This window comes from Rhizobium sp. MHM7A, from assembly GCF_005862215.1.
GTDB classification, from domain to species: Bacteria; Pseudomonadota; Alphaproteobacteria; order Rhizobiales; family Rhizobiaceae; genus Rhizobium; species Rhizobium bangladeshense.
This window is the reverse complement of the sequence record NZ_VCHT01000001.1, coordinates 1235836-1254947: the sequence shown is the minus strand read 5'-3', so window position 1 is coordinate 1254947 and position 19112 is coordinate 1235836. Positions and strand designations below refer to the sequence as shown.

At 54.5% G+C, this 19112-nt stretch carries 14 protein-coding genes and 1 pseudogene; 10 read left to right on the top strand and 5 right to left on the bottom strand.

Annotated features, from left to right (window positions below; all coding sequences use genetic code 11):
• Positions 1–233 precede the first annotated feature (233 nt).
• Both FFR93_RS07175 and FFR93_RS07170 read right to left on the bottom strand, forming a co-directional pair.
• On the bottom strand, positions 234–1055 hold the full coding sequence (locus tag FFR93_RS07175; RefSeq protein WP_138392659.1) for a hypothetical protein: 822 nt from the start codon (positions 1053–1055) through the stop codon (positions 234–236).
• On the bottom strand, positions 1052–2398 hold the full coding sequence (locus tag FFR93_RS07170) for a hypothetical protein (protein ID WP_138392658.1): 1347 nt from the start codon (positions 2396–2398) through the stop codon (positions 1052–1054). The genes FFR93_RS07175 and FFR93_RS07170 overlap by 4 nt, the downstream gene beginning before the upstream one ends.
• A gap of 498 nt (positions 2399–2896) precedes the next feature.
• Here FFR93_RS07170 and nrdH point away from each other — a divergent pair, with 498 nt between their 5' ends.
• The 5 genes and pseudogenes from nrdH to FFR93_RS07145 all read left to right on the top strand — a co-directional run bounded on the left by nrdH (position 2897) and on the right by FFR93_RS07145 (position 7685).
• Positions 2897–3124, top strand: a complete 228-nt coding sequence (gene nrdH, locus FFR93_RS07165) for a glutaredoxin-like protein NrdH (protein ID WP_138392657.1) — start codon at positions 2897–2899, stop codon at positions 3122–3124.
• Between the two features lie 20 nt (positions 3125–3144).
• A complete protein-coding gene (gene nrdI, locus FFR93_RS07160) occupies positions 3145–3552 on the top strand; it encodes a class Ib ribonucleoside-diphosphate reductase assembly flavoprotein NrdI (RefSeq protein WP_138392656.1) in 408 nt (135 codons plus the stop codon).
• Positions 3531–5687 carry a class 1b ribonucleoside-diphosphate reductase subunit alpha gene (gene nrdE / locus FFR93_RS07155; RefSeq protein WP_138392655.1) on the top strand — a complete coding sequence of 719 codons (2157 nt, stop codon included), beginning with the start codon at positions 3531–3533 and terminating at the stop codon, positions 5685–5687. The genes nrdI and nrdE overlap by 22 nt, the downstream gene beginning before the upstream one ends.
• A gap of 27 nt (positions 5688–5714) precedes the next feature.
• Positions 5715–6677, top strand: a pseudogene (gene nrdF, locus FFR93_RS07150) (class 1b ribonucleoside-diphosphate reductase subunit beta); the annotation flags it as partial.
• A gap of 360 nt (positions 6678–7037) precedes the next feature.
• Complete coding sequence (locus tag FFR93_RS07145; protein WP_138392653.1) at positions 7038–7685, top strand: hypothetical protein; 648 nt, start codon at positions 7038–7040, stop codon at positions 7683–7685.
• A 94-nt stretch (positions 7686–7779) separates the two neighbouring features.
• Here the strand turns inward: FFR93_RS07145 and FFR93_RS07140 are convergent, their stop codons facing one another.
• Complete coding sequence (locus FFR93_RS07140) at positions 7780–8808, bottom strand: HNH endonuclease (protein WP_138392652.1); 1029 nt, start codon at positions 8806–8808, stop codon at positions 7780–7782.
• A gap of 196 nt (positions 8809–9004) precedes the next feature.
• On the opposite strand from FFR93_RS07140, the gene FFR93_RS07135 reads away from it, so the two are divergent.
• Complete coding sequence (locus FFR93_RS07135) at positions 9005–10654, top strand: hypothetical protein (RefSeq protein ID WP_138392651.1); 1650 nt, start codon at positions 9005–9007, stop codon at positions 10652–10654.
• Positions 10655–10662: 8 nt separating this feature from the next.
• Here the strand turns inward: FFR93_RS07135 and FFR93_RS07130 are convergent, their stop codons facing one another.
• Together FFR93_RS07130 and metG are read right to left on the bottom strand one after the other, a co-directional pair.
• Positions 10663–12606, bottom strand: a complete 1944-nt coding sequence (locus FFR93_RS07130; RefSeq protein WP_138392650.1) for a DUF4139 domain-containing protein — start codon at positions 12604–12606, stop codon at positions 10663–10665.
• 93 nt (positions 12607–12699) lie between these two features.
• Positions 12700–14199 carry a methionine--tRNA ligase gene (gene metG / locus FFR93_RS07125; protein ID WP_138392649.1) on the bottom strand — a complete coding sequence of 500 codons (1500 nt, stop codon included), beginning with the start codon at positions 14197–14199 and terminating at the stop codon, positions 12700–12702.
• 642 nt (positions 14200–14841) lie between these two features.
• Between metG and FFR93_RS07120 the strand changes: the two genes are divergently transcribed.
• The 4 genes from FFR93_RS07120 (at position 14842) to FFR93_RS07105 (ending at position 18933) form a co-directional block, all read left to right on the top strand.
• A complete protein-coding gene (locus FFR93_RS07120) occupies positions 14842–15702 on the top strand; it encodes a hypothetical protein (protein ID WP_138392648.1) in 861 nt (286 codons plus the stop codon).
• A gap of 47 nt (positions 15703–15749) precedes the next feature.
• Positions 15750–16409: a hypothetical protein gene (locus FFR93_RS07115; RefSeq protein WP_138392647.1), complete on the top strand. Its 660-nt coding sequence runs from the start codon at positions 15750–15752 to the stop codon at positions 16407–16409.
• Positions 16410–16521: 112 nt separating this feature from the next.
• On the top strand, positions 16522–18480 hold the full coding sequence (locus tag FFR93_RS07110) for an ATP-dependent helicase (protein ID WP_171049126.1): 1959 nt from the start codon (positions 16522–16524) through the stop codon (positions 18478–18480).
• Between the two features lie 168 nt (positions 18481–18648).
• Positions 18649–18933 (top strand): hypothetical protein, encoded by a 285-nt coding sequence (locus FFR93_RS07105; RefSeq protein ID WP_138392645.1) that lies wholly within the window; start codon positions 18649–18651, stop codon positions 18931–18933.
• Positions 18934–19112 lie beyond the last annotated feature (179 nt).

Below are 19112 nucleotides of genomic sequence, written 5' to 3'. Positions count from 1 at the left end.
CTGTGTAACCGTCGCCATAACAGAACATGCATGGACCCGCGTCGTCGTAGCACTCCGGACACTCGCAATGGGTTCCGTCCCCGTTATCGGGTAGATCGCTCTTCTTCCATCCGAGAGCGTAGGCTCTCTTTAGGCGAACGGATCGTTGCCCATCGCACAATCGACAGTCAGGAACGGTAGAGCCCGTGCCCTCACATTCGAAGCATTTCACCCGGTCACAGCATTTCATCGGATCAGTCCCCGTTCTTGTCAGGCTGATGGTTGTAGGCAAAAGTCTCGATTTTCAGCGCCTGGATGGTGCTCAGCCACCAATCTGCCTCGCTGAAACGGCCGTTTGTTTCTCGTCCCGTTAACAGCGGACCGATATCGTCGGGAAGCGTCAGATACCCCTCTTCGTCCGTGTAATCCTCAAGGCCCGGAAGAGTCATCTGCTTCTGATCGAAGTAGGCTCTTTGGCTCACGGCCTTACGCTCAAGCTCTTCGATTGCCTCAAGCTTCCCTTGAAGGCGCGCCCGCGCTATTTCATCCTGCAGGCGTTTCGTAGTGTAGCGGGGCCGTGGATCGGTCTCATCACTCTCGGGCAACGCCTGCGAGCTTTCGTTGGCCATTTCTCGTCCTTGCATGACGGCATCGAAGTCGGAGAATGCGGCCCAGCATCGTCGTTCCCATTCTCTGCCGCCGCCCTGGACCTCGCCACGCTGTTCGGCGAGCGCATACCGCATCAGACGGCGCTTGGCCCACTCGACGGACCTGACGAGATTTCTGATGAACTTAGCCTCAGGCATGCGCTCGGCCAGCATGGAAAAGCGCGCAGCGTCACCCGCCAGCGTCCAGCGTGCAACGTTCTCACCAATTTGCCGGTCAGCTTCCTTGTCCGCCTCGTCCAGTGCTTCGTAAGGCACGAGCCAGGATGGCTTTGGGTTGGGCTGCGTTTCGGCCCATCTGACCCAGGCTTCGCGCACCATACGCCCAAGCACATCGCGGTCGAATGGCAGGCTGCGACCACCATTGAGCTGATTCTCCGCAGGATCGATGATCTTGTGTTGATCGCTCATGCCGCTTCAAGCTCCTCGATTACCGTCATCAGTCGATCAAGGTCGCTTGCCAACTCCTCCTCTTTCACCAGGCGGGTCTCCCGGTTCACTTCGATCTCGTAAAACTGCACGATGATCCACTGTCCCCGGGGGTCGTAGGCGGTGCGCAGGTAAGCGTTCGCGCCGTCTGGCTTAATCGCCAGGACTTCTTCGAGATCATACCGGAGGACGAACATGTTTTCTGACTTCAGATTGATGTGGACTGGCTCGCCAATCTTTTTTGCAGCGGCAACCTCGAAGACAGCCGTTCCTTTGTCGACGGAGCAGCCTCCTTTCGGCGTTTCCGTGAAAAGCTTGTCGTTCACCTCAATAAGGGAGACGAACTCGGGAAGCGTTTCACCTACGGGGTTCACGTAGGCCGATTTCGGAGTCTTGCTTTCGACTTTCGAGAACCGGAATTCCTTTACATCTATGCAACTGCCATTGCGCATTCCGAGCAGCCGATAACCATCTGTCCAGCCATGCGTACCGATATCGAATGTCAGCTGGTCGTATCGGGTAACATACAGGCCAGTTCTGGTGAGCTGACCAACCGACAGTAGATGGGCGTAAGCGAAGCCTTTGCCCTTCAAACGGTCGATTGCCGGTTTGCGGATGTACCATTTCTTCACATCGTCGTAGTGGTCGTATGGCGCTTGGTAGGACCAGTCCATTTTGGCGGCGTAAACCGGCGTATTATCCTCGATGAGGACGCCATGAATGTCTTTTGTTTCCCTGTGATATGCATGAGCAATCCGGTCGTGGGTATGCAGATAGGTCAGTGCGATATCCGAGTTGCCGACGCGAGCGAGATACAAAGGATCACCTGCCAGGGCGCGCGTGGTGAAGTACCCATTGTCGTAGAGGCCGGGCAAATTGCTTTTACCGTTCTTGTAGGCGAGACCCAGAATAAAATTGTAATAGGTGAAAAGTTCCTCAACGTCGACAATCTCGACTTTGCCGAAATCGCCCTCGACCAGTTTGTCGAAAACTTCCTGGCTCACCTGGCCGTATTCAGGGCGGTCATCCCTGCTCAGGTCTGCTCGGTAAGCTTTCTCGATACCTTCAAGCGTCGAGAGCGGCCCGATGCCATGTGCCACAACGATTGTCGGCTTTTCGCCCTTGTAGAGGCCGTAATACTCCGCCGACATTGTCGTGAAATAGCTGTTCCAGAAGATCGATTTTTTGTTGTTGGCAATACGCCCGAAAATGATCTCGGTCATTGTCGCAAGATGCCCATCTGGCCCGGCGTACCGTTCTGCGGCGCGAAACGTCGAAGCGAAATCCTTTAGATTGCAAAAACTCATTGCAGAAGGCAGGGTCATGGGCAGAACTCCTTTGATGTCAGCGCACCGTTATTCGAATAATTCCTTTTAGTCAACGAATTTTGAAGGAATTCCTTGCGGCGGACTCGGTATAAAATTTATCGGCGCTTGGCTACGAATAGTGTCGGCCGAAAGATTTATCCACAACATCTAGGTTTCCGGTGCTTTTTCAATGTCAACTCGCCATAGCAAGAAAAATAAAAAATAAATGTGACACCGACGCCCTTGGCTAAGACCTCATGAAGGAATTATGCTGGTCAACCAATAACGTTGACCCAGGATTTCTGGGTCCGGTTTCTTGCAAAAAACGTGTTGCTCAACGCGATTAAGTTCCGGACCATTGATCTATTGGAAGCCTGTAAGGACAGGTATCACCGCCGGGGAAACCGGCACTCTCGAAAGCGCGTCCGGACGCCATTTGACCCACAGACATCGTCTGGATGGGACAGGGATTTCGCTCCGCTTTCTTTTGTTTCGAGTTGAAGAAAGAGGAAGAAAATGTCGATTACCGTTTACACCACCGAACAATGCAATCAGTGCACCGCAACCAAGAAGGCTCTGGAGCGCAAGGGCATTGCGTTTGAGGCCGTTCACGTCGAGCGTTCTGATGAAGAGCAGCTTGAGAGACTGCGTGGCATGGGTTTCATGCAGTTCCCGGTGGTTATCGCGGGTGATCTTCAGTGGGCCGGTTTCCGTCCGGACATGATCAATAAGATCGCAGCCTGATACGGTTTTCCTGACCTTCGATGGCCTCGCTCGTTTATTTCTCCAGCCAGTCTCAGAACACGCATCGCTTTATGCAGAAGCTGGGACTGGCGGCTGACCGTATTGCGATCAGCCCGAAGGATGAAGACTTGCTCGTGAGTGAGCCGTTCATCCTGGTCACGCCGACCTTTGCCGCCGCAGATGGTCGCGGCTCGGTTCCGAAGCCGGTTATCCGGTTCCTGAACAATGCTGACAATCGTCGGCTCCTGCGCGGTGTTATCGGCACCGGCAACATGAACTTCGGGAAGATGTACGCCATTGGCGGCATCGATGTCGCAAAGAAGTGCGGCGTCCCCCTTCTCTACAAATTCGAATTGCTTGGCACGGACGAGGATGTCCGCAACATCAAAACCGGGATGGAAACTAGATGGAACACGCTCGTTCACTAAAGCCGGTCAGCCGTTTCGACGGTCTAGACCTCGATTATCATGCACTGAATGCCATGCTCAATCTTTACGATGAGTTTGGCAAAATCCAGTTTGACGCTGACAAGGCCGCTGCGCGCCAGTTTTTCCTGCAGCATGTCAACCAGAACACCATGTTCTTCCACGATCTGCGGGAGAAACTCGATTATCTCGTGGAGCACAAGTATTATGAGCAGCACGTTCTCGACAAGTATTCCTTTGAATTCATCGAGAGCCTGTTTGCCGCTGCCTTCAAGAAGCGATTCCGCTTTGAAACGTTCTTCGGTGCGTTCAAATACTATCGCTCGTACACGCTGAAGACCTTCGACGGCAAGAAGTACCTGGAGCGGTTCGAGGACCGCGTCTGCATGGTTGCGCTTGCCCTGGCCGATGGTGACGAAGCTCTGGCCCGCAATCTGATGGAAGAGATCATTTCCGGTCGTTTCCAGCCTGCTACACCGACCTTCCTCAACGCCGGTAAGGCTCAGCGCGGCGAGCTTGTATCCTGCTTCCTGATCCGCACCGAAGACAGCATGACGTCGATCTCGAAGTCGTCCGACGCAACGCTGCAGCTTTCCAAGATGGGTGGTGGCGTCGCTATTCTTCTGACCAATGTCCGCGAGCAGTATGCCCCGATCAAGATGATCGAAGGCCAGTCTTCCGGCGTCATTCCGGTTATGAAGAAGATCGAGCAAGACTCTTCCTACGCCAATCAGTTGGGTGCGCGCGACGGTGCTGCTGCCGTCTATCTGAACGTTCACCATCCGGACATCATGCGTTTCTTGGACACCAAGCGCGAAAATGCTGACGATGCCATCCGTATCAAGCGTCTGTCGCTCGGAGTTGTCATTCCGGACATCACTTTCGAACTCGCTGCTCGCAACGAGGACATGTATCTGTTCTCGCCTTATGACATTGAGCGCGTCTACGGCAAGCCGATGTCGGATATCTCGATCACCGAAAAATACTACGAGATGGTCGATGATCGCCGCATTAAGAAGACCAAGATCAACGCCCGCAAGTTGTTCGAGACCATCGCCGAACTGCAGTTCGAGTCCGGCTATCCGTACATGCTGTTCGAGGACGTGGCCAACCGTGCGAGCCCGATTGAAGGCCGCATCAATATGAGCAACCTCTGCTCGGAAATCCTGCAGGTCAATGCGCCGTCGACCTATCATCGCTCTGGTGTTCACGACCAGGTCGGTATCGATATCTCGTGCAACCTCGGCTCGCAGAACATCGCCAAGACGATGGACAGCCCGAACTTCGGCAAATCTATCGAAACCTCTATCCGTGCCCTGACGGCAGTTTCTGACCAGTCCAGCATTGAAGAAGTTCCGTCGGTTCGTCACGGCAACGAAGGTGCTCACGCCATCGGTCTCGGTGCCATGAACCTGCATGGATACCTGGCGCGTGAGCGTATTTTCTACGGTTCCGACGAAGGCCTCGACTTCACGAACATGTATTTTTACACGGTCACGTACCATGCGATCCGTGCATCGAACATGATCGCGAAGGAGCGTAACAAGACCTTCCGTAACTTCGGAGCCTCGAAGTACGCGTCCGGCGAATATTTCGACAAGTACACCAGCAAAATCTGGCGTCCCCGGACCCAGAGAGTGAAGGAAATCTTCGAGAAGGCTCGTATCCATATTCCGACGCAGGAAGACTGGCTGGAGCTTAAGGCATCGGTCATGAAGTGGGGTCTGTACAACCAGAACCTCCAGGCAATCCCGCCGACAGGCTCGATTTCCTACATCAACAACTCGACAAGCTCGATCCATCCGATCATCGACCGTGTTGAGACGCGTAAGGAAGGCAAGACGGGTCGTTGCTACTACCCGGCTCCTTACATGACCAACGACAACCTGGATTACTACGAGAGCGCATTCGATGTCGGTCTGAAAAAGATCATTGACACCTATGCGGAAGCAACCCAGCACGTCGATCAGGGCCTTTCCCTCACACTCTTTGTCACTGAGAAGGCGACCACTCGCGACCTCACCCGCGCCGTCAACTACGCTTGGTCCAAGGGCATCAAGACCATCTACTACTGGCGTGTCCGTCAGGCTTCGCTCGAAGGAACCGAAGTCCAGGGCTGCGTCTCCTGCAGCCTTTAAACCGAGAACGAAGATAGGAAAACGATTATGACAACACTAAAGCCCCTTCGCCGTATCTCGGCAATCAACTGGAACCGCGTCGAGGACCCCAAGGACCTCGACGTCTGGAACCGTGCAACCTCGAACTTCTGGCTGCCGGAAAAGGTGCCGCTCGCTGGCGACATCCAGCCGTGGGGCACCTTGGCACCGACGCCTCGCCAGTCTACCGTCCGCGTTTTTACCGGCCTCACGCTCCTCGACACCATTCAGGAAGAAGAAGGAATTCCTTCTTTGAAGGCCGACGCGAAAACCCCTCATGAATCAGCAGTTCTTTCGAACTTTGAATTCATGGAGGCTGTCCACGCTAAGTCCTATAGCTCGATCTTTTCGACCCTTTGCCTCACACCTGAAGTGGATGCGGCATATGAATGGTCTGACAAAAACGAGTATCTGCAGCGCAAGGCGAACCTGATCCGCACCCAGTATCGAAATCCTGATCCGCTGAAGCGCAAGATCGCGTCCGTGTTTCTCGAAAGCTTCCTGTTCTATTCCGGCTTCTACCTTCCGATGCGCTGGTCCAGCCGTGGCATGCTGACAAATACGGCCGACCTGATCCGTCTGATCATTCGTGACGAGGCCATTCATGGCTACTACATCGGCTATAAATTCCAGCAGGAATTCGCAAAGCTGACGACCGACGAGCAGATCGACCTGAACGATTTCGCCATCGAACTCCTTCTGGAGCTTTACGAAGTCGAGGCGCTGTACACGGAAAGCCTTTACGACGATCTCGGATGGACCGAGGACGTCAAGGCTTTCGTTCACTACAACGCCAATAAGGCTATGCAGAACCTCGGCTTTGATCCGGTCTTCGCTGCCGAAACGACGAAGGCTGATCCGACGATCCTGGCTTCGCTGACTGGCAACGAAAACCATGACTTCTTCTCCGGCTCCGGTTCGACCTACATCATCGGCCGCGTTGCCGAGACCAAGGATGAGGACTGGGATTTCCGCACGCTTCTGTCGACATATGACGGCAAGGTCGTGGAAACAGAAACCAAGCCGACCGAGGAAGAAGCCGCAGAAGGCTGGGCGTTCTAATTCCTTGAGCCGCCTCGCAGTCTCGAAAAAGGTGTGAGGCGGCTCTTGACGAGGCTCTCGTATCGGAGTCTCATTTTATTGTTCTACAGGGTAAAGCGACCCGCTTCGGCGGTGCCCGATCAAGGATTGCCGGACACAGTGCCGGTCCCGGATTTCCGGGTGGCGGTGGATAAGCCTACCAGGGGATCGTGTTTAACGCGCTCCCCTTTTCATTTTGTGGCTTTCCTCACTCGCTGCGATGCTTCTGCTAACAAACAGAGGCTGATCCCCATGAACATATCACCTGAAGAACTCGAAAAGCACGTTCGCGAAAGCCATAGGCTTGCTCTGGCAGGCGACATGGAAGCCAGCCACGCGGTGTTGACCGACCTGATCTCTGACGAAAAGGCCAGTTTCGAAGATATGCGTCCCCTTATGGATAAGGTCGATCCTCTGCGTGTCGTCTGGAATGGGTCGGTCGCCTCCGACGCCACGGGGCTGCGAGGCCTGCCGTTAATCGAGGCAAAGTACATTCTCGCTTCGAATGTCTACGGCCACGATATCAAAAGGGTTCATGGTGATCCCGATGCTCACGAAGCGTTCATCAACGCCTGCGAAGAAGGCTACGATAACGGACCTTTACATGGCTCTGGCCATGTCGTCGTCGAGTGTGAGACGGGCCGCTACCTCTTCCTGGTGACGGAAGTGATTGATGAAGAGCCTGTCGAGCCGGAAGACGTTGCAAAAATCGGAGAAGCTTACGGCGTCGAGTCTGCTTTAATGGCGTTCAACCATGAGCCGTTGGAAAGCGGTGGGAAGCCCGGCCAGGTATGTCTCACCGCTGCTATTGAGCGCGCGGAACAGTTCGGGTTAATCCGCAGTATATCCAATGATTTCAGCGAGCTGGTGAGGTCGACATCGCCTTCGAATAAGATGTAAAGGCGAGGTCGACCATTAGCCCATTACCGTGGTGTACAAGACCAGGAGTTCTGGTTGGCGCGCCGACAATCGTCTGCGTGCCTTTCAAAAGGATTCACGAAACTGTCGTCTGCATCAAGCCCGTCGAGGAAAACTCTTTTGACAGTTCTTTTGCAAATTTCCCTGGCATGCCGCGCCGCAAGCGCTCGTGTTCAAGCCGATGGCAGGTCGGGCACAGCAGAGCGAAATCGTCGATGTGGGTTTTTCGGATGCCGCCTTCAGCTAGAGGGTCGCAGTGATGAACATCAAGTAGGCTTCGTGGCTGGATAGTGCCAAGACCTTCCAGTTTTGCCGGATCGAAGTTGCAGTCATCGCATCGAAGGGTTCCTGCTTGCGCTCTTGCACGCGCAAACTTGTGTGCCAGCCATCGGGCTCTCGTCTTGATTTGCGCAATCACCTCCACGCTCATTCCCTCGAATGCGGTGTTTTTGAGGTCCTTGTCGATCTCTCTCCCGATGGCCTGTGTGTACGGCGTTGATTGGCTCCTCTCGGCAGCCCGCACGTCCAGTTCGATGGACAGCAGGTAGTTGAGCGCCGGTTTCAGCTTGATTTCCAGGCCCGCGATTAGTTGCCTGTCGATATCGTCCAATTTTCGCAACGTCGTTGAAGATCGCTGAAAGAGCCACCGGTATCGTTCATCGCCCAAAACTGCCTTTGCTTCAGGATGTCCAACGATTTCGTAGGTTTCAGCAATTGGGAACGCAGCCATCCATCGGTGACGCTTCCCCGGTTCTGACCACATATCCTGCAGTTCTTCGAATTCTTCCTTCGAAATGAAGTCGCGAATAGGTCTTGCCGTCGGCTCCAGTCGATGAAGCGCTATCAATCTACCGGCAAGCTTCTCGTGAGCGGCTTTATGGCTCAGATAAACTTCGCTCTTGTCATAACCCGCGTTTGGCGTGCCGTAGGAGCCCGTAATGTATTCGAGAACATAACCGCCTTCGGCCTGCGCGAGTACCGTCATCTCGGTGCGGCGGATGGAGTCAGGATGGCTGCTGCCCGGCGTAAACCCCATCCAGGCTCCAGCCTCGCTCCAATCCGATTTTGCTGCGGTGACTGGCCTGCTGAGATCGGCGATACGCACTAAATCCGCTCCATTATTCCTTCTCGATATAGCGGCCTTAATTTAAAACCGCAACCGTTGCGATCTTGTAAATCACTGCTTTTACGAGTGGGTAACCATAAGTTGCCAGGGACGACTCGCGCTCCTTAAATGTTGACATTTCACTTGCAAAAATGTGAGCGCTCGTTATGTTGACATTATCGAAGCGGAGTAGTGCATGCGTTACATACCTTTTTATGTCTGGTTCATGATTGTCCTTACCGGCCTTTACCTTAGTGTCGAAGTGCCGTTTGCGACCTACCTCGTGCATATTGTTGGTGGCCAGTCATCAACAGCAGACATTCACAAGGTCGAAGAGTTTGGCCGTCTGCTCACCGGCGTCGCCGTCTTCATTGCCATTCTCGGCTTGATGGTTCCTCGGTTTGCGGCGAGCCGTGCCACGGTGAAGCAGGTCTTGTTTACGTCCATCATGACTGGCGCGATCACGATTTTCGGCACGTTTCACCTTCTCAACTTCTACGGCACGCTCTCCGCTGAACTGGCATCTGAAGACGAGCTTCGTTCTGCTTATGTTGGAATGCTTGCGCGCCGCGTTGTCGCAGAGAATGGTGCTGGCGATCTTCGCCCCGGCGAGAATGATGCAGCCTGGCGCGCGTTTGTCGCGACTGCGGCCTCGACCTCTAATATCTCCAACCTCATTGCAGCCACGGGCTCGAATGTTAAGCAGCTTGTGGCTGATGAAACCGTTCGTACGGTGGGCATTTCGTCTCAGATGCGCGAGCGCTTTTTTGGCGCTTCCTTCGATAAGGTCCGTCGCTCCTATAACGATTATGTCGATGGCTCAAACGCCTATTCCAGTGCCATGCGCAACGTTGAGAAAGACGGTTCGCGTGAATGGGACAAGTACATCACTGAGCTTCGTGAGCGCTATCCCGAAGGGATTCCCCGTCGAGGCTGGACGACCGCAAGTATTCGTAACAAAGTCAAACAAAGGCTTCCGGTTTCGTCTGAGTGGGATATTGTCGACCGCAATGGCTTCATGGTGGCGTACCGCCAGGTGGCTGTGAAAGAGGTCAAGCTGGCCTATGCTGACAAGATCACGTCCCTGCTCGGCTCTGACGCCTTTCTGGAGCCGGGTCTTTCATTCCACGCCTTCCTGGCCGACAACGATGTTCAGAAGGTCGTTCGGACCAATATCAAGCGCGATCTGGGCATCGATATTGGTAATGCCGTCGTAGCACCGAACATGTCGTCCGCTTCATTCGATGCGAACGTTTATCGTCCTTACATTTCGAAGGTGGCCAATGACCTTGCGGACGTTGCCATCAACAATGACGCTCGACTATCGGGCACGCAGCTTGATCTGGCCAAGAAGGCTTATCAGGCCGCAACCCTACCTGCTACGGCACTGCTCCTATCGCTGGCCGGTGCTGCACTTCACGTTTTCAAGTTCACGAGCTATCTCGCACAGGCTTACGGGTTCATGCGCGGCTCGCTACGACTATCCCATGGTCGTTTCAAATTCGCCACCGGCACCGCCGTTCTCCTATGTGGCGTTAGCATGATGCTCATAATGGGTGACCGTGTCACACCGACAGCCACCTACCGTGCGATATCCAATGACGGCATATATTCGACAGTTGTTCGTAATGCCGTCTCGATCCAGCCTTCCTTTGAGACTTTCTCGACCGCCCTTGCGACAACAGGCCTCTGGTCGGTCGTTTCGACGACCCTTCCGAATCCTGAGCCATATCTGGCCAATGTATCGCGCGAAACGACGGCTTCTACCGTCGCCGATGCTGATCCAACGGAAGCCGAGACCGGTCTGACAAACATCCCGATCCCGACACCACGTCCAAAGGCGTGATCAACGCCTTAGAAGCGCTGAATAGCCTCTCTGACGCTACCTTCGAACTTGCGGATCGTTTCCTGTGCCGTCTTCCGTTTTGCCCGCAGGTCTTCAAGGGTATCCTCGGATTCGCTCAACTGGTTGAGATAGCGCTGCTGCATATCGCCCGGCGGTACGCTTTGCAGGTTCTCCCTCGTATTCTTCTGCGCCTCGACCGTTTCGTTGTAGCTCTGCTCGATTTCATCCAGCGCGCGTTGCGCCTCCATCTGCTGGCTTCTGGCATCGGCCAGCGCTTTCAGCTTGCTTCTGGTGTCCGGGTCGACTGAGTTGCCAACAAACATCTCGATCATGGAGGGATCGATATGAGCAAGCGCGACTGTCTCCTCGTAATCGGATGAGGTGACTGCTTCGACCTTCTTTGTTACTCCAGCCGGTACCGTGATCTTCATCCTGTCTCGCTGATTGGCTGCCTCGATGGCGTGCTCGGACTTGAATACTGACCCCGGTTGATGCGCCTGTTCAACGAGGACAACCCGCTCGGCATCGGCCGCGCCCTTAATGGTGTAGACGGTCTTCGTCTCGTTCGAATGGGCCATACTGACCATCCCGTTCAAGACCTTGATCTTCGTGACTCGGGACGTGGGCTCTACTTCCGTTGAGACGGTCACCTTCTGGTCGATGGCGAAGCTGACAGCCTGGGTTTCCCCTTTCGGGAAATTGTTGATCTTAGCATCTCCCACGTAGCCGACCTGATTGTCGTAGACGGTCAGAATGCCCTGCGGAAGGCTGATCTTGCTATCGTTCTCCAGGAGGGCTGCAGCAACCGGGTGTTCGCCACCGCGCTCAAGGATGTATTGCGAGACCATTTCGGCCTTCACTCCCTCTTCGATCAGGGGAACGGAGACGGTTTCACCGTTTTTCACCGACAGCTTATTTGGCAAGGCAAAGGTCGAGGTGACGTCGCCTTCGGAGGTTTCTGCTTCTTGCGCGATGGACGCCATGTCATAGGCTTTCTCTTCCATGACGGCTACATTGCTGCGGGCCATCATCGCCATGGGGGCTGCGGCGAAAACGCCGTCGGCCTCGGCCTTGGCTCGTCCGCCGCCTGGCTCCTGCAGCCTCACGGAGCTGGTGTCGACTTCCACCTCGGCGCGGTCTTTCCAGTGCCGCTGATGAAGCTGCTGCTTCAGCGTTACCGGTTTTCCGGAAGAAAGCGTAACCGAGATATTATTCCAGTCCTCGCCGGAAGCGTTTTCGAAAACTGCCCATGCCTGCAGACGTGCCTGGCCGTCCGTCTCCTTTACGAGCCGGTATGAAGTTTTCCAGATAGGAGCTGCCACGACATAGGACAAATCGACAGCCCGACTTCCTTTCCCTGAAAGCCCGATGTCGACCTTGCGTGTTGAATCTGTACTGCCATTGCCGATAACACCGAGAGCCGTCTGGATTTTCGCCTGCATATCCGGATCGGCGATGGAAATCTTGCTGCCGATGACAGGGACAGACGACAGGCTGCCGTCAGGCCATAGCAGCGACAGCATTGGCCGCTCTTCCTCGTTTGCCAGCTTCATCGTTGTCACGCCGAGGATTGTGGCCGTGTCCGCTTTACCGTCGAGCTTTACCTTTGTTCCCTTGATTGAGTTCAATAGCGATGGCAGGGATGTCAGGTCATTCGGACGGAACGGCAAGTTCTGAAAGGTTTCCTCCAGAGGGTTCGGCCCGTTGAGCGTCAGGCTTTTTACGCCACCAGCCTTATCTTTGACCACAAGGCTCTTCAGGAGGTCGTCGACCTGATTGAGAGGCACTTCAATGGAAATCTTGCTGTCGTCGCCGACTTTGGCCTCGCGCACGATTTCGGCCAGGCCTCCGGAAGACAAGGTCACCGTCTTGATAGGTCCATTGTTTCCGGCAAGAGCCGTCGAGGCGATCAGTGAGAGGAAAATCGATGAAAGGATCGTTTTAATTGGCAAGGTGGTCTCTCCAAAAGGGGCCGCAACCGACTGCGGCCCTTATACTGCGACGATCATATTGGCAGAGCCCATCGGCCACAAATTGCCCGCTCATCAGATGATTTTCGGGAAAAGCGGCGTAATTGCTAGTTCTTCGCCGTTGGCCACGTTTTCGATCCATGTCAGCAATGTCCCTGCCGAATCAGGGAGGAATGGCCGCGTGAGCGTGGCGACGGCTTGAACCAGGCCGATGAGTCTTCCCAAAGTCTCGGCTGCGATGTCGGCCTTCGTTGTGTCACCTGGATCGTTCACGGCTTCCTTGACCAAAGCCCAAGGTGCGGTATCCGCCACAGCTTTGTTGGCGTAAGCGATCAGTCCGAAGATTTCGGCAAGGGCTATGTGAAAAGCACCCTCTTCGAGAGCGTCCGATACTGCATTCCTTGTAAGCTGGACCGATTTTTCATCCGCAGGTGCCTGGAATGGTCGGACCCGAATTCCGTTCTTTGCGATGATCGACAGAAGACGCTGGGCCAGATTACCCACGCCGCCTGCCAGTTCGGCCGAGTAGGCTTGTTCAAGACGGTCCACCGAGAAGTCGCCATCCTCAGTCGCGCGGATATGTCGGAGCAGGTAGTAGCGCACGGCGTCCCGACCATATTTTTCGACAAGCGGCACCGGACTGATAGCGTTCCCGTTTGACTTCCCGATCTTTTGGCCGTCAACCGTCAGATATCCGTGTACATGGATGCGTGTCGGCAGCGGGAGCCCGGCGGACAGCAAGATTGCAGGCCAATAAACAGCATGAAAACGGGTGACCCCCTTCCCGACAACGTGTTCGCGGCTGCCAGCGTTGATCCAGTATTCCTCGAATTGCTTTTCGTCTGTTCCGTAGCCAAGGGCGCTGACATAGTTCCCGAGCGCGTCGAACCAGACATAGATCGTCTGGGAAGCGTCGTCCGGTACCGGAATTCCCCAGCCACGAGCCCGTTCGGAACTGCGCGACACACTGAAGTCCTCAAGGCCGCTGCGGATCAGGGACAAGACTTCGTTTCGCTTGGTCTCTGGAACGATCTTCAAGGCGTCAGAGACAATGGCCTTCTCAAGAACGTCCTCGTATTTCGACAGGCGGAAGAACCAGTTTGTCTCCCGGACCGTCTCCGGCTTCGTCCCATGTTCAGGGCAGCACCCCTCGATCAGGTCAGCCTCCGTATAAAACTGCTCGCAACCGTTACAGTAGAGGCCGGAGTAGGTCTTCTGATAGAGATCACCCGATGCCTGGCACGCATGCCACAGTTTCCGGACGGCAGGTTCGTGACGTGGGTCGCTGCTGGTGCGGATGAAATCATCCGCACCAATGCCGAGCGCCTCCTGAAGGGCCTCGAAACGTTTGGCATTTTCCCCGACGAATTCTGCTGTCGGTCGTCCGTCCCGTTCGGCTGCCAGGACATTTTTCAGACTGTTTTCGTCTGATCCTGTCTGGAGACGAACCTTGTAGCCTTCGGCCTTTCGCCAGCGGGCAATGACGTCCGCCTGGACAAGCTCCAGCGCGAAACCCACGTGCGGCTCTGCGTTCACGTATGGAATGGTGGTGGTGAGATAGAGAGTGTTATTCATGGCACGATCCTTTTCAAATAAGAAATGGCGGGCCAGAAAACAGAAAACCCGCCGAGTGGCGGGGGCGGTTTCCTTCAAGCAAACGACTTCAACCCCCGTCAGTGTGGAGGCATCATCATGTCAGCAGAGAAGAAATACGTTTTGTTCATAATTTGAAAACTTGCACGGAAATTCGAGGGTGTCAACATACATCACACGATGGAGAGCATCATGCTCTCCAAATCGCATGCATGACGATTAAGCTGCGCTCATCAGGTTCGCAGCCCGTCGGAGCTTCGTTCTCACATTCATCATGGAACGGTGATCGCTGGGTGTACCCGGCGCGAAAATCGTCCGCGTCGACCCTTTGATCCTCATTTCTACGGCAAAATGCCCACTCCTGGTTCTGTTGATTTCGTAATCGCTCGCAAATTCCTGAACCAGGCTTTGTAGATGCTGCAGATGCTTGTTCACCGACATTTTCGATTTGCCCTTGTTGCGTCATATGAGGTTTTTATGAGTTTTATGTCCTCATATGGCACAGGTGTAGAGTTGAGGTTTCAATAAAAAGTAAATCGAGACGGCCGAAATCATGGGTGTAAATCATCGTTTTATGGTAGGGGTATCGGTAAGGAATTCTAAAGGTTAGCGGCAGGTAAACTGGTGAAGACGATCAACGACACCTTAGGCGACGCATTGTCGGCCTATCGAAAGAAAGAGCTTGATGACGTCATGGCATTGAACGGCATCGTCATTATTCAGCTTCAGGGACTTGGCTTCGATCGATTGAAGCATGAGCTGGCTTTTATCGATAACGAAACTGTTGAGGGCGATCCCAAATTCGATCTCGACTTTCCACTTGGCCCGACAGCCGGAGAACTGGTCCATCGTTTCAGGGCTGTTGTCGCTTATGCAGGCATGTCTTCTATCAGTCTGGTGCTGGAGCCTTCACCGAAAAACGAGGCACCGCCGAGCTACTTCGAACTGGTGATGGAAGCGGCATCTGCGGCCGGGTTCCACTATGGCGCTCGCTTGGCGATCATGGCTGGGCTCACTCTGGATGACGAGCCAATGTCCCCTATCCGGTTCCAGGGCGACGTTTTCACGTTCCCAGATCGGGAACTGGCTAGTCGATTCATCGAGTGGCGGCAAACGTTGAACCATCGAGAGGTGACAACGGCACTTGGCCGTCGCTTTGGCGTGCATAACGAGGTGATGATGAAGTCCCCGCCCCAGCGCCGCGAAATCTTGGAGGCCAATGGTGCCGACTTCGAGGGCCGTCTTGGCGACGTTCTTCAGGGGCAGCTGGTTCGTCGGCAGTTGATCAGGCGCTTTCCGACGGAAAAGGAGCTTTCCCGCATGTTCAAGAAGCCGAAGAAACTGACCCAGGTTTCCAGAGCGATCTTCGTGCCGGATGCCCGTATCCCGAACCTTTCTGTGGTCGGCAACCTCTCCAGCGTCCTGTTTGAAGGAGCGGAGCCGGAAATTAATGATCTGCCGCTCGCTCGGGCAGTTGCCCCATAGTCAATTTCCGAGTGCAATAGTTCCATTGCGTCTCACCCGGAAATCCCATGGCAATCGACCTTTTCATCCCCGAGTTTCTGTTCTTCACTCCACGCTGGGAGCCAAGCGACTGCAGCGTGGTCGATCACCCACGATCTGGTCGGCTCCAGATATTCTGCCATATGTCGCAGCGACTTGTTGCGTTGGTAGACACTGTGGATGAGGCGGACATCCTGATGATCCGGGTCGGTCTTCGAATTCGTCGCTTTCCTGCTACGCCCTATAAGGACGACGATTTCATGAAGAGCTGGTTCGCCCCAGCAATCAAGTCGCTGCTTCAGAGCCTGGAAAAGCGTGGCCTCAAGGACGACGACCTTGCTCCAGAGATTGTCGGCCGTAACGCCTCTGTTCAGAACTCCTCGGCTGCTGCGACGGTGAAACGCCTCATCGATGGTCGTTCATCCATTTCTATCGCTTTGAACGATCTCTCAATCACTGAAAGTGCTAACGAGGGTGGTGCTCCAATTGCTTCCGTGTCGGTATCCAGGGATGAGGTCGACGACGTGGTCTCTACACTTTTCTCCGATCTGATGGTTGATGATGGTTCGGCCGATATCGAGCTATCGCCTGGGGAAGTCGCTGATCTCGATCTTCTGCTCGGCGATGATGATAAGCCAATCACACTCAGGATTACACGCACGCGCCCCGACTATCCCGGATATATCTAAACTTCTTGTAAGGAATTCTCGTCAACGGAATTGACAACTCCTTTTGTTGCTCTTCTAATCGTTGAACTTAAGGAATTATGGCCTCTTGGCCAACCGTGGCCGGGAGCTTTTCGTGAAAGATTCTATCTATGAAGGTTTGAATGATGAGCAGCGCGAAGCTGTTGCCTGGAACGAAGGACCTTGCCTTCTTGTTGCTGGTCCCGGTTCTGGTAAGACGACCGTCATCACCCGCCGTATCGCCCGTCTTATCATGGACGGCGTCAATCCTTCGTCCATTCTGAACCTGACCTTCACCCGCGCTGCTGCTCAGATGATGATCGAGCGCGCAAAGCGACTTACCCCGGAAGCGGAAGATGTCGTTGGCGGCACGTTTCACAGCATCGCTCACAAGCTGATCAAGGAAAACGCGTCCGTATTCCGTTTGCCAGATACGCTTTCGATTGCCGACCCGTCCGACGTCACCCAGATTTTCAAGCGCATCACATCCGAGCGCTCCGGCACCGGCGAAAACCCGCCGCCTTACAAGACGATTGCCAAAATCTACTCCTTCGCGATGAATACCCGGCGCACGCTCGAAGACGTCGTGTATGACCTGCACACCGACTACGTTTATGCCCTGAAATTCATCGAAGAGGTCGCAGGGGCCTACAAACAGTACAAGAAGGACCGTCGTATGCTCGATTACGACGACCTGCTCGGTCTATGGGCCAAGATGCTGCAGCATCCGATTGTCGGCCAGGCGATCCGTGACCGCTTCAAATACGTGCTGGTTGACGAGCATCAGGACAGCAACGCGCTCCAGAACGAGATCATTGCCGGACTCGGTCGCAACATCATGCCGGTTGGCGATCCTGCTCAGTCGATCTACGCTTTCCGTGGTTCGGCACCGCGTGCCATGTTTAGTTTCCTTGACCTCCACCCGGATACGAAGGTCATCAACCTGAACCTCAATTATCGCTCCTCGGCAGAGATCATCGACGTTGCCAACGCGATTGACGGGATGATGGAAGAGCGTTTTGACCGAACCCTGGTGTCGAGTTCAGGCACACTGGGCAAACTGCCGAAGTTTGTGACCATGTGGGATGGCTTCGAAGAGGCTGACTATGTGGCCGATACGATCCTGGAGAACAAGGCTCAGGGCACGCCTTTGCATGAACAGGCGGTTCTGGTTCGCTCGATGAACGCTGCTCGCCTGATCGAAGGCGCACTGGTCAAGCGTCGCATCCCCTACAAGGTCTTCGGCGGCATCAAGATTTCTGAGGCTTCGCACATCAAGGACTTCCTGTCGCTTGCCCGTGTGGCTGTCAATCAGTTCGACGAACCAGCCTGGCTGCGGGTGCTGTGCATGGCCAAGGGCGTCGGTGAGAAGAAAGCCATCGCGATCTATAACGCCATCATCGGCGGCGGCCTGATCGTGGGCGATCCGGCACCGGTCGCGCTGCGGATGACCAAGGACAATCCTGATATCCGCAAACTGATGGATGCCTTCGCTGTCATGTCTGGGGACGGCGATCCCGTAACCCTGCTCGATAAGGGCCTGAAGGCAGCTGATGACGTTTTCAAGAACGTCTACGGCGATGAGTGGAAGAACCGTAAGATGGATATCGAAACGGTTATCACCATGGCGGAGAAGTTCGCCACGCTCGACGAGTACCTGTCGATGATGACCATCGACCTTTCCGTCGACAAGATGAGCGAAAGCACCGGCACCGATGAATCAGAACGTCCGTTGACGCTCTCAACCGTCCACTCTGCCAAGGGTAACGAATGGGACATCGTCTATATCCCGAGCTTTGTGAACGGTCACATGCCGTCCGCGCGCGCGACAGAGCCTCAGGAGATCGAGGAAGAGAAGCGTATTCTTTTCGTTGCCATGACCCGGCCCCGGAAGAAGTTGATCGTGACAAAGCCGACCGTCGGCCGCCAGGGGATGATTGCTGCCGACAGCTCATTCCAAGCCTCGATCATTGAGAACTTCGAAAAGGTTCAGATTGGCCGTCTACGTCAACCGCAGAGCTTCGGCCTCGGCATGGACGCATATGACGACATCCACATCGACATTTTTGATTGAGGTAGGCCATGTCAGTTATGCGCTTCCCGTTCGCGATGATGCTGTTCTCAGCTTTCTTGTTGAGTTGCCTCATCGTTGGCGCGGTTTCTCCGTTCGGTGCGCTAAGTGGTTTTTTTGGCGCGCTCTTGATTTCATTCAGCACTCGCATCGGGGATTGAGGCTCATATCATGCTGAACCAAAAATCAACTCAGGGCCTGCTGATACCTGCATTGTTTACGGCGGCACTCATTACGGGGGCATTTGCTTTTGTCGGCCTGATGGCTGACGGCAACGGCACAAACACGCTTGTTGGCAGTGAGTTTCAGATTGAAGGTTTCCAGAAGGCCAAGATCATAGGCATTTCAAATAGCCGAGCGATTGTCGTCCTGACCAACAATGTCGGCCACAATTCCTTTGAAGAGATTTCGCTCAATACGGTGGAAATGCTGAAGTCTCTGCCTCAGGGGAAATAGCATGAGCATTTCAGTCTTCATGTGGAGTTTTTGGCTCCTTGGCTTCGTCATCGGCTCGCCCATTCTCGGGCCCGCTGTCGTAGCCGATCTGCGATCCGCGAAAGGTAGTGTCGAGCATTGTGCCACCGAGGCAACCAGCCGCGCTCATTTCCTATGATAGAAGAACTCCACGGAGAAAA

Coding starts and splice junctions, on each gene's coding strand:
- FFR93_RS07175 (WP_138392659.1), bottom strand. CDS start 1,055: ATGAGCGATCAACACAAGATCATCGATCCTGCGGAGAATCAGCTCAAT.
- FFR93_RS07170 (WP_138392658.1), bottom strand. CDS start 2,398: ATGACCCTGCCTTCTGCAATGAGTTTTTGCAATCTAAAGGATTTCGCT.
- nrdH (WP_138392657.1), top strand. CDS start 2,897: ATGTCGATTACCGTTTACACCACCGAACAATGCAATCAGTGCACCGCA.
- nrdI (WP_138392656.1), top strand. CDS start 3,145: ATGGCCTCGCTCGTTTATTTCTCCAGCCAGTCTCAGAACACGCATCGC.
- nrdE (WP_138392655.1), top strand. CDS start 3,531: ATGGAACACGCTCGTTCACTAAAGCCGGTCAGCCGTTTCGACGGTCTA.
- FFR93_RS07145 (WP_138392653.1), top strand. CDS start 7,038: ATGAACATATCACCTGAAGAACTCGAAAAGCACGTTCGCGAAAGCCAT.
- FFR93_RS07135 (WP_138392651.1), top strand. CDS start 9,005: ATGCGTTACATACCTTTTTATGTCTGGTTCATGATTGTCCTTACCGGC.
- metG (WP_138392649.1), bottom strand. CDS start 14,199: ATGAATAACACTCTCTATCTCACCACCACCATTCCATACGTGAACGCA.
- FFR93_RS07115 (WP_138392647.1), top strand. CDS start 15,750: ATGGCAATCGACCTTTTCATCCCCGAGTTTCTGTTCTTCACTCCACGC.
- FFR93_RS07105 (WP_138392645.1), top strand. CDS start 18,649: ATGCTGAACCAAAAATCAACTCAGGGCCTGCTGATACCTGCATTGTTT.